This window comes from Allobosea sp. LjRoot9, assembly GCF_964252745.1.
GTDB lineage: Bacteria > Pseudomonadota > Alphaproteobacteria > Rhizobiales > Beijerinckiaceae > Allobosea.
Genome location: NZ_CAXUPC020000005.1, coordinates 314,616 through 328,112, shown reverse-complemented (window position 1 = coordinate 328,112; position 13,497 = coordinate 314,616). Strand labels below are relative to the sequence as shown.

The window sequence follows — 13,497 nt, the reverse complement described above, 5'->3', positions numbered from 1 at the left end:
GTCCGGCTGAGAGGCTTGGTTGCAGGAGCCTGGCACCAGCCGCGAACGCTATCCGATCTTCCAAAGTCCGCTGCTTGCGCTCAGAAGCTCTCCGTCATCCCGAGCGCCCGAAGGGCGTCCCGGGATGACGGTTCCTGTCTGGTCGAAAGCCGTTAGTTCTGGCTCAACAGGTCCCGCATCGCGAGCAGCGCGGTAGCGTAGCCACGCGCGCCGAGGCCGGCCATCACCGCCGTCACGACCGGCGAGATCAGGGATTTGTGGTAGATCGCCTCGCGCTTGTGGACGTTCGAGATGTGGAACTCGATGATCGGCCCCTCGAACATCTTGAGCGCGTCCATGATCGCGACGGAGGTGAAGGTGAAACCGGCCGGGTTGATGACGATGCCGTCGCCCTCGTCGATCGCCTCATGGATCCATTCGATCAGCTCGTATTCCCGGTTGGACTGGCGGAAGACGATCTCGCGCTCGGGGACCGCAGCCCGGCAGAGCGCCTCGACCTCGGCCAGCGTCGTATGGCCGTAGATCTCGGGTTGGCGGCGGCCGAGGCGGTTCAGATTGGGTCCGTTCAGGACATAGATCGGCTTCTTCATGGACAGGCTCCGCAGCGACCGCCGCTGGCTGGATGGAATCGAATCCACCGCGCCGCCGGAATGACGGCGCGGCGGCGAGCCACGGTTAGCTGACGGTGAAGGGGATGTTCTCGATGCTGTCCGGGAATTTATGCACCGGCACCTTCATCCACTTGTCGTAGACCTTCTGAAGCTCGCCATTGGCCTTGATCTTGTCGATGAAGACATTGATCGCGGCGTTGATCTCCTTCTCCCCCAGCCGCGTGCAGGCGCCGTTGTAGAGGTTCTGGAATTCGAGCTTGTTCTCGAAGATGCCGGGCCGCGCCTGCTCGATCCGCTGGAGGTAGAAGATGTTGCCGCCCAGCGCCTGGACCTGGCCCGAGACCAGCGCCTGGATGCTCGGCGCATCCCCGTCATAGCGGCGGATCGTCGTATTGGCCGGCGCGTTCTTGGTCACCTGCGTGTCCTGGGCCGCACCCTTCGCCACGCCGATGGTGTAGCGGCCCATATCCGCATTGGTCTTGATGCTTTCCGCCTTCGGGCCGATCAGGACGATCGTGTTGGCGACATAGGGCTTGCTGAACTGCACGGCCTTGGCCCGCTCCGGCAGCATCGCCATCGTGGCGAAGAGCAGGTCGACGCGCCCGGTCGTCAGCGCGGGAATGCGGTTATTGACCTCCAGCGCCACGAACTCGATCGCCACGCCAAGCTCCTTGCCGAAGAGCTCGGCGATATCGGCATCCAGCCCCTCCTGCTTGCCGGCGCTGTTGACGAAACCCCATGGCGGGTTGTCGCCCTGAATCCCGACCACAAGCTTGCCCCGGCTCTTGATCTCGGCCGGCGTGATCGCCAGCGCCGGCCGGGTCGCAATCGCCGGCGCGGCGAGAAGCGCAGCGCCTCCCAGCAGGATGTCGCGTCGCAAGAGTTTCGGTCCAGACATCGTCGTTCCCTCCCCAGGGTTACAGGTCGCACGGTGCTTTACGGCCCTGATCGGCTCTTACCCCCGCTTGCACGGGTAGCTCAGGCATCAATCTTTCATCTGCTGAAATTAATTTCAACTGATGAATCATGAAACATCAGATATAATGAAAGTTGGCATTGACCTTTATGCCCCGGCTGGCCTCCTTTCCAGCCCCGGTCTATGCGGGGTCCGGAGACGGGCATTGCGAATGCGAGCACTGTGAATGAACGAGCTTCCAGCCCAGATCCTGCGCGACGAAACGGAAGCCGGAACGGCCGGCGAGCAGGCCTATGAGCGGCTGCGCGGCGACATCGTCTTTGGCCGCCTGCAGCCCGGGCAACGGCTCAAGCTAGAGCGGCTGCGCCTGGATTACGGCGTCGGCATCAGCACCTTACGCGAAATTCTCAACCGCCTGGTGCCGGAGGGCCTGGTCGTCGCCGAGGGGCAGCGCGGCTTCCAGGTCGCGCCCTGTTCGGCGGCCGACCTCAAGGAGATCGCCGCGCTGCGCCTCCTGCTCGAGTGTCATGCGATGGCGCAATCCTTCCAGGCCGGCGACATGGAATGGGAGGGCCGCGTCGTCGCCGCCCATCACAAGCTCGCCCGGATGGAGGCCCAGTTGCTCGCCGGCAACCGCTCCAATGCCGAGCCTTGGAAACGCTATGACTGGGAATTTCATCAGGCACTGGTCTCGGCCTGCGGTTCGCGCGCGCTGCTGGCCCTGCATTCGGGCGTCTATGACCGCTATCTCCGCTACCAGATGGTCTTCGTCATCTTCCGCGGCGAGATCGCCGCCGACGAGCACCGCGCCTTGCTGGACGCCGCCTTGAAGCGCGAGGCCGCCAGGGCGCAGGAAATCCTGTCCGCCCATATCTGGGGCTGCGTCGACTTCGCGCTCAGCCGGGGCCTGTCGAGCTGAGACCAGCCCTTAGCCGGTTGACAGCCCCGCCGGCGCGGGATTTAAGCGGCGCATGACCAGCCCCGCCCTGCTTCGCACCCAGCAGTATTACGCGCTCTTTTCATAAGAGCGGGCGCATTCTCATGTTCAACCGCTGCGCTTGGCGGATGAACTAAAGGCAGTCACCCGGCATCGCGGCCCCGAGAGGACCAGACGATGCCTACCCAGCGAAAAACATTCTCCTCCATCGGCCTGATGGGCTTTGGCGCCTTCGGCCGGCTGATGGCGCGGCACCTCCAGCCGCATCTGCCGCTTGTCGTCTTCGATCCGGCGCGCGCGCCTGAGACCGACGGCTCGGGCAAGGGCCTGGCTCCCGGCGGCATTGCGCAGGTCGCCGCCTGCGACATCGTCATTCTCGCCGTCCCGGTCGACCGGCTGCCGGAGGCCATAGCGAGCCTGCGCCCGCATCTGCGCACCGGAGCGATCGTGCTCGATGTCGGCTCGGTGAAGATCGAACCGGCGCGCCTGCTGCTCGCCGAATTGCCCGACAATGTCGAGATCATCGGCACGCACCCGCTCTTCGGCCCGCAAAGCGCGCGCAACGGCATCGCAGGCCTGAAGATCGCGCTCTGCCCGATCCGCGGCGACAGCTTTCGCCGGATCGCCGCCTTCCTGCGCCATGCCCTGAAGCTCGATGTCATCCTGACCACGCCGGATGCGCATGATCGCGACATGGCGATGGTACAGGGGCTGACCCATCTCGTGGCAAAGATCCTCGTCCGCATGGAACCGATGCCACGCCGCATGACGACGAAGAGCTTCGAGCTGTTGATGCAGGCGACCGAGATGGTGCGCCATGACGCGCCCGGCGTCTTCCTCGCGATCGAACGCGCCAACCCGCACGCGCGGGCCGTGCGCGAGCGCTTCTTCAGCTATGCCGAGGAGCTGACCGAGACATTGGAGCGCGGGCATCGAAACCCGCCAACAAGCGCGATAAACCCGCCAATCGTGTCGGATTCCGCCATTGGCGAATGTCTTCGCATCGACTAAGCTCGCTCCATGATCAATTCCGCGCCGTTCATCGCATCCGCCATGATGATGCCGCCCTGCAAACCGGGAGCGGTCCCCTTCGGCATGTGACTTGATCAAAACGTCCGACACGCCTGAGCCGCTTCCACCCGAAGCGGCTTTTTCATTTCCGGAATCGCCGCCTCATCTTGAGCGAGGATTCCAGAAATGCCGATCGAAACGCTTGAACCAGGCGCAAGCCCTCACCGCTACATCACCACCGCCATCCCTTATGTGAACGCCGCGCCTCATGTCGGTTTCGCGCTGGAGATGGTGCAGGCCGATGCCTTGGCTCGCTTCTATCGGCAGTCAGGCAATGAGGTGCGCTTCCAGGCGGGAACCGACGAGAACAGCATCAAGAACGTCCAGGCCGCCAACATCGCAGGCATCCCGGTCGCGGAACTCGTCCAACGCAACGCGCTGCGCTTCCTCGCCCTGAAGGACAGCCTCGACCTCTCCTTCGACGACTTCATCCGCACCGGCGCCGACCCTCGGCACAGGGTGGGGACTGAGCGCCTCTGGAAGGCCTGCTGCGACAATGGCGACACCTATAAGAGCGCCTATCGCGGCCTCTATTGCACGGGGTGCGAGCAGTTCTACGGGGTGGACGACCTTCACGACGGACGCTGCCCCGAGCACGGCACGATCCCCGAAACGGTCGAGGAGGAGAATTGGTTCTTCCGGCTGTCGCGCTACCGAGATCGCCTCCGCAGCCTCTATGCACGTGGCGAGATCGAGATCGTCCCGGAAAGCCGCCGCAACGAGGTTCTCGCCTGGATCGAGCAGGGGCTCACAGATTTCAGCATCTCACGCAGCGCAGCGCGAGCCGGTGGATGGGGCATTCCCGTGCCCGGAGACCCCGCGCAGGTGATCTATGTCTGGTTCGACGCGCTCGGCAGCTATGTCACGGGGCTGGGCTACGGAAGCGATGAGGCTCTTCTCTCCCGCTACTGGACAGGTTCTGCCTCCCGCGAGCATGTCATTGGCAAGGGCATCACCCGCTTCCACGCCGTCTATTGGCCAGCCATGCTGCTCTCCGCCGGCCTGCCCGTGCCGACGCGCATCCTCGTCCATGGCTATGTCACGGCCGAAGGTCGCAAGATCGGCAAATCCGCCGGCAACGCGATCGATCCGGTTCCGCTCGCGGCGGAGCTCGGCACGGATGCGTTGCGCTACTACCTGTTGCGCCATATCCGCTCGACCGGCGACGGCGACTTTTCGCACGAACGCTTCCGGCAAGCCTATGAATCCGAACTCGCGGGGCAGCTCGGCAACCTGGCGCATCGCGTCCTCAGCATGATCGAACGTTATTGCGGCGGGATCCTGCCAGCGCCGCCGGACGGGTTCGCGGCAACCGACAGGCTCTCGAAGGCGGGCCGGCACCTGAACGCCACGGTCGCCGGGCATCTGCAGGCCTTCGCCTTCGACCATGCGCTCGACGCACTCTGGCTCTTCATCGCCGAGGCCAATCGCTATGTATCCGAGGAAGAGCCCTGGATCCTGGCAAGGAAAGCGGCATCAGGGCAGGATTCCGGCCAGAATTCCGGCGATGCCGCCGCGAGCCTCGCCAAGCTCCACGGCTGCCTGTTCAGCCTTGCCGGCGCGCTCCAGACGATAGCGGAATGCATCGCCCCGCTGCTCCCGGCAGCCAGCCGAAGGCTGAGCGAAAAACTCGGCAAGGATGGAGGCTACTCAGGACCAGCCTCCCCCGACGCCTTGATCGGAACCAGAGTTGCGGCCGGAGCCCCACTTTTCCCGATGCGCTGACGGGCACAGCCAGCCTTGTACCAGATGGCGCGCATCGTCTACACCTGCCAAGTGCTGCCGCTATTGCGCGAAATAGGCCGAAATCCGCCGGTTTGCATTGATCTGCCAACGGTCGTCAGTGCTGAGGAAGCCATCAGTGGGGCTTGATGACGCGGCGATGCCTGCGCGCTTCATCTCCGCCGATTTCTCCGCCTCGGCGGCACGGAAGCGGTAGTGGTCGAACACGTCGAGCACATGTGCGGCATAAGCCTGGGCGAGCGAGGGATCGCGCTGGATGATCACCAGATTCTCGTCGTTGGAATAGGATGCCTTGTAACCGAGATTGTGGCTGCCGAAGGCGACCACGCAGTTCTCCCGGTCGAGCGGGTCGATCACCAGGATCTTGTCGTGGATGATCGCCTTGCCCGCGCTCAGGATTTCCTTGTTGACGAAATTGCCGAGCTCGCGGCCGATATCACGATCGGTGAGTGCGGTTGCCCGCACGACATTGACGCCGCCCTGCTGGATGATGAAGGGCGAACTCGGTACCAGGGGCTTGCCGTCCGGGCCGACGCCCGAGGGCTGATAGCCCCAGGCCACCGGATCGGAGATCGCACCGACCACCTCCAGGCTGGTATCAGCCAGGCCGAGATCGATCGCTTGCGCGATGATCGAGTGCACCCCGCCCTTGGATGGCAGGAACACGGCGAACAGGATCATCTTGTGCGCACGGCGCATCAGCGAGAACAACCGGTCCATGTCGGGCGGAGGCGGCGGTTGGCGCTTGGCGCGCGCCGAAGGCGGCTGTTTCGCGCCTGGCACATTGGGCGAGAACCAACATTCGAACGCAGCGCCATTGGCGAGATCGCCGGTCACCGGCGTACAGTCCTTGTTCTTTACCACATCGCCCTGATCGGCTCCGGTGTTGGCATCCCCCGTATTCGCTGGCTGCGGCAGCGGGTGATCGAACAGGCGCTGCCAGTACCCGAGGAACGCGCGCGCCACATTCGCATCCTCGACGACAATGCAATTATTGCTCTGGCCGGAGATGCCGCTCCACGTCCAGTTGGTCGAGCCGGTCAGCACCGCCTGAGGCGTTCCCTGGTCGTCAGACCAGATGACGAATTTGTTGTGGCCGATATGGCCGCTGCCATTGAACAACCGGTCCTGCATGCGGAACGTCGCTCCCGGCGCATCGGCGATTGCGCGCAACGTCGCGCGGGCGTCCTTGTTTCGCGTGTCGTAGTCGGTGTGAATGACCTTCTTGGTCACCTTGTCCTTGGTGTCCCGGGAGCCTGCATCGGACAGGATCAATTGCATCCGGGGAGCTGCGGCGACCAGAAGGTCGAGCAACTGCCGATCTTCAAGCTCATAGAGGGCGGCATGGAAGCGCCCGCCCGCTCGGCTTAGGAACTCCGTGATCGTCGTGGGAACATCGCCGGCCAGATAGCGCCGCAGCACGTCGGCCGGTTCGCGCAGGCGCGCTTCGAGTTCACTGCGCCCGACCTTGCCGTCATCCTCCTCGAGCACGCGGATCAGGAACTGGCTCGAGAGAATGCCGTTGGTGAAGGTAGAGATGAACGGGCCCCGTCGACGTGTCGCCTCGATGATATTGGTGAATGCCGCGGGTCCGAGATAGCCGAGCCGCACCGGCGCGCCTTGATAGCCATGCTCGACGCGCCGATTGCGCTTTGCGTCCCAATGGCTCTCGCGGACGGGCACCACTTCCTCGAGCCCCGCGCGCAAACGGCCGACCGGACGGATGCGGTAGCGCAGCCGCTCGTTCTCGGGCCGGAGATTTGCGGCGTCACGGCGACGCCGCAACGTAAGGTCGCGCCAATTGAACTTCTGGACCGGCCAGACGCTGGTGTTCTGCGCCTGCCAGTCGGGGTTCGACTGCCCCTGGAAAGCGACATAAGCAGCAAGCGGCCGCTCGCTCGTCACCTGGTCGTTTGCGTCGAGATATTCTCGAACGATATGGAAACCGATACAATCAGGGACCGGATCGGGATCGGTCCGCCATGCGAGAAACGCGACTTCATTGTTGACGATTGCGGTTGCCTTGATGATCTGCATCATGCCGCCCCCCAGACCACGACCCAGCCCGGCGGCCGGTGGTGGCACGATAGAATGCGCGTCGCCGATGACCAATGCATGTCGCTGTCGCCTTGAATCCGCACTGGGCGGTTAGCGGAAGCTATTGGCGTGACATGCGAGCCCATGGCGATGTGGAAGCCTGGCCGTTCGGGCAAAAGCAGATCGGTTGAGGGGCGAAGGCGGCAGCCCGCGCCGGAACAACGCTCCAAGCCTCACGCCGCCTTCGCCTCCATCTTCAGGAACCCTGCGAGCTTGCCGGCCGACAGACCCGCCTCGTTCGCTATCCGCAGCGCCAGCGCCAGTGCGGCCGGACGCGGCTGGCCGAGCGGGCGGTCGAGCCAGTAGGACACCGGGTTCAGCGCGGTGCGGGGGTCGACCATCGCCACCCGGCCCGCCTCGACCTGGGCATGTGCCAGAGGCGGGCGCGCGAGAGCCAGCCCAAGCCCACAGGCGGCGGCGTCGAGCACGAGATTATAGTCCTCGAACCTTCGATCCTGCGGGCGTGGGCGATAATCCAACCCGTGGCTCGCGAACCAGGCACGCCAGCCGGCGGCATCCGAATCATGGATCAGCGGATGCGCCAGCAGGCGCTCCGGCCGGCCCTGCCCGATCGCCCGGGCGAGCTCCGGCGAGGCGATCGGATAGCACCATTCCTCGAAGAGCTGCACCGAGATGCGGCCGGGCGCGCCGCCGCGCCCGCAGCGAATGGCGAGGTCGATGCCCTCATCGTCGAGATCGACGCGACGGTGGTCGACCTGCAGCACGATGCGCAGGGCCGGATTGCCGCTTTCGAGCTGGCGCATGCGTGGCATCAGCCAGAGGCTGCAGACGGAGGGCGTCGCGCTGAAGCGCACCACGGCCGCGCCTCGCGCTTCGGTCCAGCGGTCCGAGGTATCGGCAATCAGCGAAAACGCCTCCTGCGTGCGCTGGAGCAGGCGCTGGCCCTCCGGCGTCAGCGCCACGCCGCGCGCCTGCCGCTCGAAGACGCGCAGGCCCAGCCAATGCTCCAGCTTGGCCACCTGCCGGCTGATCGCACCATGGGTCAGGTTCAGCGCCTCGGCCGCGGCCGAGAAGCTGCCGGTGCGCGCGGCGGTCTCGAAAGCGCGCAGCGTATCGAGCGGAGGAAGGTTCGAGCTGTGATCCATTCTCACAGCTCACCCTCGAATTCATCGTTTGTCAATCAGCTGGGGCAGGTATCTATGGCGGGTCATGCTCTCTCCTCGATGAGGTTCGCCATGACCGCCGCCTGCACCGCAGCGCCAATCCCCACCAAGTCCGCCTTCGACTCGACGACGCTGGGGCTGGCGATCTTCACCATCATCGCCTGGGCCTCGGCCTTCCCCGCGATCCGCGCCGCGCTTGGCGGCTTCGGGGCGCTCGAACTGGGCGCGGTGCGCTTCGCCATCGCCGCCGTGCCGGCCGCGCTGTTCCTTGCCGTCACACGGCCAAAGCTGCCGGAATGGCGCGACGCCTGGCGCTTCGGTTTTGGCGGGCTCGTCTTCGTCGCGGGTTACACCGTGCTGCTCAATCTCGGCCAGCAGACGGTCTCGGCCGGAGCGGCAAGCTTCATCATCAACATCAACCCGATCATCACGGCAGCGCTCGCCATGCTGGTGCTGGGCGAGCGTTTCACCGGCAGCCAATGGCTTGGCAGCGCGATCTCGCTCGCCGGCGTCGGGGTGATCGCCTTCGGGCAGAACGGCGCGGCGCTCGACCTCGGCATCGGCGTGCTGCTGGTGCTTGGCGCCGCGCTATGCAACTCGCTCACCACCATCGTGCAGAAGCCGCTCTTCGCCCAGCACAAGCCGCTGACGGTCACGGCCTGGAACATGGTGGTCGGCGGCCTCCTGCTCTCGCCCTTCCTGCCGAACGGCATCGCCCAGGCACAGACGGCCTCGAGCGCCAGCCTCTACGCCATGTTCTATCTCGCCATCGTGCCGAGCCTGATCACCTATGCGACCTGGACCACGCTGCTCTCGCGCCTGCCGGCGGGCCGCGCCTCGAACCTGCTCTATGCCGCCCCGCCGGTCTCGCTCCTGATCAGCTATCTCTGGCTCGGCGAGGTGCCCAGCCTGCTCGGCATCCTCGGCGGCGCGATGGCCCTGGGCGGCGTCGTCATCGTCAATCTGAAGCGCTGACGCCGCGCTTCCAACCCGGCGGTGGGGCTGCGATACTGCCGCCATGCCTGTGACGATCTTCCTCCTGCGCGCCGTCAATCTCGGCGGCGCCAGCACCATCAAGATGGCGGCCCTGCGCGCGCTCTGCCCGCCGCTGGGCCTTCGCCATGCCGCGACCCTGCTGCAGAGCGGCAACCTCGTCGCCTGCCATGACGGCGAGGCGCGCGACATAGTCGCCCGGAAGCTGGAAGAGGCCATAGCCGCCACGCATCCGATGCGTCCGCGCGTGATTGCCCGCAGCCAGGCCGAGCTGCAGGACATCCTGACGCATTCTCCGCTGCCGGCCGCAGAGCGCCAACCGAACTGGCTTCTGGTGATGCCGCTCGACGCGGTCCCGACTGATGGCGCAATCGACCGCCTGCGCGCCTGGCATAAGGGGCCCGAGGAGATCGGCCTGCGAGGCCGTGATCTCTATCTGCACTACAGCGAGGGCATCGGCCGCTCGAAGCTGACCAATGCCGTGATCGAAAGGCATCTCGGCGTGCAGGGCACGGCGCGAAACTGGACGACACTGACGAAGCTCGCGGCACTGGCCCAAGAGGTCGCCGGCCATGGCTGAGACCGAAGGCGACGTCACGATCAGGCCGCTCGATGCCACTGACGCGGAAGCCTATCGGGCCTTGCGCCTCCAGGCACTGCTTCAGGCTCCCGAGGCCTTTGGCGCAAGCCATGCCGAGGAGGCGGCGCGCCCGCTTGCAGCCTTCATCGAGCGCATCACACCTGCTCCGCCGAGCCTCGTCTTCGGGGCATTCGCGCATGCGGAGCTGATCGGCATGGCGGGTTTCCTCACCGGGAACTCCGAGAAGAGCCGGCATCGCGGCACGCTCTGGGGCGTCTATCTCGCGCCGGACTGGCGCGGTCGAGGCGTCGCTCAAGCGTTGGTCGAGGCGGTGATCGCCCATGCGGCGCATCATGTGCTGGTGCTGCAGGCACGCGCCGTGACGGCCAACAGCGTCGCGCTGCGTCTCTATGACCGCCTCGGCTTCAAGCCCTACGGCATCGAATCGAAGGCGCTTCGCGTTGACGGGACGTTCTTCGACGAGGCGTTGCTGGCGCTGGATTTTTCGGAGGCCGAACCCGGCTGAAGAACGCGGTCATCACTTCGATCAGCGCGATCGACGCTCCAGCGCCTCAGTAAGCCAGACCACGGCCTTGCGCGCCGCGAGCAGGGCCTCGTCCTTCGTCTTGTAGCTCAGGTCGGAATAGTGCTGCACCGGCGTCCAGGCGCCGCCATCCTCGACGTCGCGCCGGAATTCCTCGAAGCCGAAGCTGCCATCCGGCCGCGAGAAGCGATCGACGCAACGATCATGCTCGTCGTTCTCGACACTGTCGAAGACGAGCCAGGATGGGTCGATGCGCCCCGACAGAACCTTCTTCAGAATCCGCGCGCTTCCAGCGCCTTCTCGGCATCCGTGATGTAGTCACGCACCACCGGGACGGCGCTCTTATGCGGGCCGAGCAGGAGCTGGAAGACCATATCGCCGCCGATGTCGAAGGAGATCTCGCAGGCCGAGAGATAGAACTCCCACATCCGCGTGAAGCGCTCACCCATCATCGCCACGACTTCAGGCCGATGGGCCATGAAGCGCTCGCGCCAGGCGTGGAGCGTCCAGTGGTAGTGCCGCCGCCAGAACTCGCAATCCGACGACCACAGGCCGGTCTGCTCGACCGCAGCGAAGACCTCCGACATCGCCGGCGCGTAGCCGCCCGGGAAGATGTATTTGTCGAAGAACGGCCCGGTGAAGCCCGGCGGCCCGACGCGGCCGATGCAGTGCACCAGCGCAATGCCGTCCGGCGTCAGCAGGTCGCGAATGGCCTCGAAATATTCAAGGTAATGCGCGACGCCGACATGCTCCATCATGCCGACCGAGACGACACGGTCGAAGCTGCCCTTGAGCTCGCGATAGTCCTTGTTGATGAAAGTGACGGCATCACCGACGCCCGCCGCCTCGGCACGCTTCTGGGCAGCCGCCATCTGGTCGGGCGAGACGTTAAGCCCCGTCACCTTCGCGCCGCAGGCCTTGGCGAGATAGATCGCGAGCTCGCCCCAGCCCGAGCCGATATCGAGCACGGTCATGCCCGGCTCGATCTTCAGCTTGGCCGCGAGATGGCGCAGCTTGGCCTTCTGCGCAGCTTCCAGCCCAGTCTCGGGGCTGTGCCAATAGGCGCAGGAATAGGTCATCGTCTCGTCGAGCCAGAGCTTATAGAACTCGGTCGGGATGTCGTAGTGATGCTTGACCTTCTTGCCGGCAAGCCCGAGCGGGTTGTGCATGCGGAAGCGCCGGATGCGGAAGCGGATATTGCGGACGACCTTCTGGATCGGGTGCTTGCGCAATTCCTTGCGCTGCATCCAGAACAGCGACAGCAGATCGTGGATCGACGAGCCGTCCTCGAAATCGATCCGACCGTCCATATAGCCTTCGGCCAGCGCCATTTCCGGATTGAGGAAGATCTCGCGTTCGATCTTCTCGTCATGAAAGCGAACGGTGACGGCCGGCGCCGTCTTCATCTGGCCCGCGAACAGGATCTCGGCCGGCCCGGAGCCGAAGACGTGGCGCTCGTTGTCGGGGGTGATCACGGTCAGCCGGCCGTGCCGGACGAAGCGCTTCAACAGCTTGGGTAGCAAAAACATCATCGCCCTCGGATTCGCCCGAAGCTTAGAGCCGGCGCCGCGCTTGGCAAGCCGCGCACCCTCACCGCCTCGCGGAGGCGCTGTCTCCAGCCCCGCGCAATCCCACTGGATCAGGTTCTCGGACCGAAGCGCAACTGCAAGAAGGCAACGCGCATGGAAAAACGAAGCTCGAAGCGCTGGCGCTCGCGCCTGCGCTCGGCGAAGCTGTTCGACGCATCGCAGCGTCTCCTCGTCGAGTGTCGCATCATCGACCTGTCGCCGAGCGGCGCCCGGCTGAAGCCGGAGAGCGACCGGCCGCTGCCGCTCGAGCTTTTCTATCACGACGACGACAAAGTCTTCGCGCCGGCGGCCCTCATCTGGATCAAGAAGCGCGAGATCGGCATCCGCTTTCTCGACGCGATCGCAGTCGAGGGAGAGGCCGCAGACCCCGAGCCCCTGAACACGGAGTTGCGCAACGGCTCCCCATCGGCCGAGAGCCGGATGCTGTCGGATGGAACCACGAAGTGATCCCATCCGACATCTGAATTCGTCCCTCATCCAGCCGTGAGAGCAGGATCGATACGAAAAACCGGTTTCCACTTTCTCGCATCCTGCTCTAGTCGTGGCGGGACCGGCCGCAGGAGGCTGCCGGCAAGCGGCGAACGGCGAGACCATGTCCTGGCGCGATTTCTGGAACGGCGAGCATTCCATCTACGTTTCGCCGCGCCACAAGACACTGCATTACCGGCAGATCGCCAAGGATCTGGTCGGCCAGATCCCGGCGTCCGACGCCGTCGTGCTCGACCATGGCTGTGGCGAGGCCTTGAGCGCCGACCTTGTCGCCGCTGCCTGCGGCAAGCTCTATCTTTGCGAGGCCGCGCCGAACGTGCGCGAAAGGCTGCGCGCGATGTTCGGGCGCATCGGGCATGTCGCCGTGGTCTCGGCGGAGGAGGTCGAGGCGCTGCCGGAAGCAACGCTCGACCTCGTCGTGGCCAATTCACTGATCCAATATCTCGGCCGCGAGGAGCTCGCAGCCCTGCTGCGCAGCTGGCTCGCCAAGCTCAAGCCGGGCGGCAAGCTCGTCATCGCCGATGTGATCCCGCCCGATGTCAGCCCGCTCACCGACGCCTCGCAACTCCTCGCCTTCGCCTGGCGCGGCGGCTTCCTGGCAGCAGCGCTGGCCGGGCTCGTGCGCACCGCCTTTTCCGACTACCGCAAGCTCAGGGCGCAATACGGGCTCTCGACCTATACAGCGGAGCAGATCACGGCGCTGATCGCGCAGGCCGGTTTCGAGGGCATCGCGCCGGCCAGGAATTTCGGTCACAATCCACACCGCATGACCTTCGCTGCGAGGCGTCCCGGCTGATAGGCTT

The 13,497-nt window shown here is 65.1% G+C and carries 13 protein-coding genes; 8 read left to right on the top strand and 5 right to left on the bottom strand.

Features of this window, described 5'->3' with window-relative positions:
* Window positions 1-152: 152 nt before the first annotated feature.
* Both ACSQ3P_RS21385 and ACSQ3P_RS21380 read right to left on the bottom strand, forming a co-directional pair.
* Complete coding sequence (locus tag ACSQ3P_RS21385) at window positions 153-590, bottom strand: type II 3-dehydroquinate dehydratase (protein ID WP_436167491.1); 438 nt, start codon at window positions 588-590, stop codon at window positions 153-155.
* A gap of 85 nt (window positions 591-675) precedes the next feature.
* Entirely contained in the window at window positions 676-1,509 is an 834-nt protein-coding gene (locus ACSQ3P_RS21380; RefSeq protein ID WP_436167490.1) for a transporter substrate-binding domain-containing protein, read from the bottom strand.
* Between the two features lie 244 nt (window positions 1,510-1,753).
* On the opposite strand from ACSQ3P_RS21380, the gene ACSQ3P_RS21375 reads away from it, so the two are divergent.
* From ACSQ3P_RS21375 to ACSQ3P_RS21365, 3 genes are all read left to right on the top strand, one after another.
* Complete coding sequence (locus ACSQ3P_RS21375) at window positions 1,754-2,446, top strand: GntR family transcriptional regulator (protein WP_436167489.1); 693 nt, start codon at window positions 1,754-1,756, stop codon at window positions 2,444-2,446.
* 195 nt (window positions 2,447-2,641) lie between these two features.
* On the top strand, window positions 2,642-3,475 hold the full coding sequence (locus ACSQ3P_RS21370; protein WP_436167488.1) for a prephenate dehydrogenase/arogenate dehydrogenase family protein: 834 nt from the start codon (window positions 2,642-2,644) through the stop codon (window positions 3,473-3,475).
* Window positions 3,476-3,661: 186 nt separating this feature from the next.
* Window positions 3,662-5,260: a methionine--tRNA ligase gene (locus ACSQ3P_RS21365; RefSeq protein WP_436167487.1), complete on the top strand. Its 1,599-nt coding sequence runs from the start codon at window positions 3,662-3,664 to the stop codon at window positions 5,258-5,260.
* Window positions 5,261-5,320: 60 nt separating this feature from the next.
* Here ACSQ3P_RS21365 and ACSQ3P_RS21360 read toward each other — a convergent pair whose 3' ends face one another.
* Both ACSQ3P_RS21360 and ACSQ3P_RS21355 read right to left on the bottom strand, forming a co-directional pair.
* A complete protein-coding gene (locus tag ACSQ3P_RS21360) occupies window positions 5,321-7,318 on the bottom strand; it encodes a phospholipase D-like domain-containing protein (RefSeq protein WP_436167486.1) in 1,998 nt (665 codons plus the stop codon).
* Window positions 7,319-7,548: 230 nt separating this feature from the next.
* Window positions 7,549-8,481, bottom strand: coding sequence for a LysR substrate-binding domain-containing protein (locus tag ACSQ3P_RS21355; protein WP_436167485.1), 933 nt, complete (start codon window positions 8,479-8,481; stop codon window positions 7,549-7,551).
* A gap of 90 nt (window positions 8,482-8,571) precedes the next feature.
* Here ACSQ3P_RS21355 and ACSQ3P_RS21350 point away from each other — a divergent pair, with 90 nt between their 5' ends.
* Genes ACSQ3P_RS21350 through ACSQ3P_RS21340 form a run of 3 tightly spaced genes read left to right on the top strand, consistent with a single transcriptional unit; the run spans window position 8,572 to window position 10,598 of the window.
* The gene (locus ACSQ3P_RS21350) at window positions 8,572-9,474 is read left to right on the top strand and encodes a DMT family transporter (RefSeq protein ID WP_436167484.1); all 903 of its coding nucleotides are present in this window, start codon (window positions 8,572-8,574) and stop codon (window positions 9,472-9,474) included.
* 43 nt (window positions 9,475-9,517) lie between these two features.
* Complete coding sequence (locus ACSQ3P_RS21345) at window positions 9,518-10,072, top strand: DUF1697 domain-containing protein (protein WP_436167483.1); 555 nt, start codon at window positions 9,518-9,520, stop codon at window positions 10,070-10,072.
* Entirely contained in the window at window positions 10,065-10,598 is a 534-nt protein-coding gene (locus ACSQ3P_RS21340) for a GNAT family N-acetyltransferase (protein ID WP_436167482.1), read from the top strand. The genes ACSQ3P_RS21345 and ACSQ3P_RS21340 overlap by 8 nt, the downstream gene beginning before the upstream one ends.
* 290 nt (window positions 10,599-10,888) lie before the next feature.
* On the opposite strand, the gene ACSQ3P_RS21335 is transcribed toward ACSQ3P_RS21340, so the two are convergent.
* The gene (locus ACSQ3P_RS21335; RefSeq protein ID WP_436167481.1) at window positions 10,889-12,145 is read right to left on the bottom strand and encodes a class I SAM-dependent methyltransferase; all 1,257 of its coding nucleotides are present in this window, start codon (window positions 12,143-12,145) and stop codon (window positions 10,889-10,891) included.
* Window positions 12,146-12,298: 153 nt separating this feature from the next.
* On the opposite strand from ACSQ3P_RS21335, the gene ACSQ3P_RS21330 reads away from it, so the two are divergent.
* Both ACSQ3P_RS21330 and ACSQ3P_RS21325 read left to right on the top strand, forming a co-directional pair.
* Window positions 12,299-12,652 carry a PilZ domain-containing protein gene (locus ACSQ3P_RS21330; protein ID WP_436167480.1) on the top strand — a complete coding sequence of 118 codons (354 nt, stop codon included), beginning with the start codon at window positions 12,299-12,301 and terminating at the stop codon, window positions 12,650-12,652.
* Window positions 12,653-12,797: 145 nt separating this feature from the next.
* Window positions 12,798-13,490 carry a class I SAM-dependent methyltransferase gene (locus ACSQ3P_RS21325; RefSeq protein WP_436167479.1) on the top strand — a complete coding sequence of 231 codons (693 nt, stop codon included), beginning with the start codon at window positions 12,798-12,800 and terminating at the stop codon, window positions 13,488-13,490.
* Window positions 13,491-13,497: the final 7 nt, after the last annotated feature.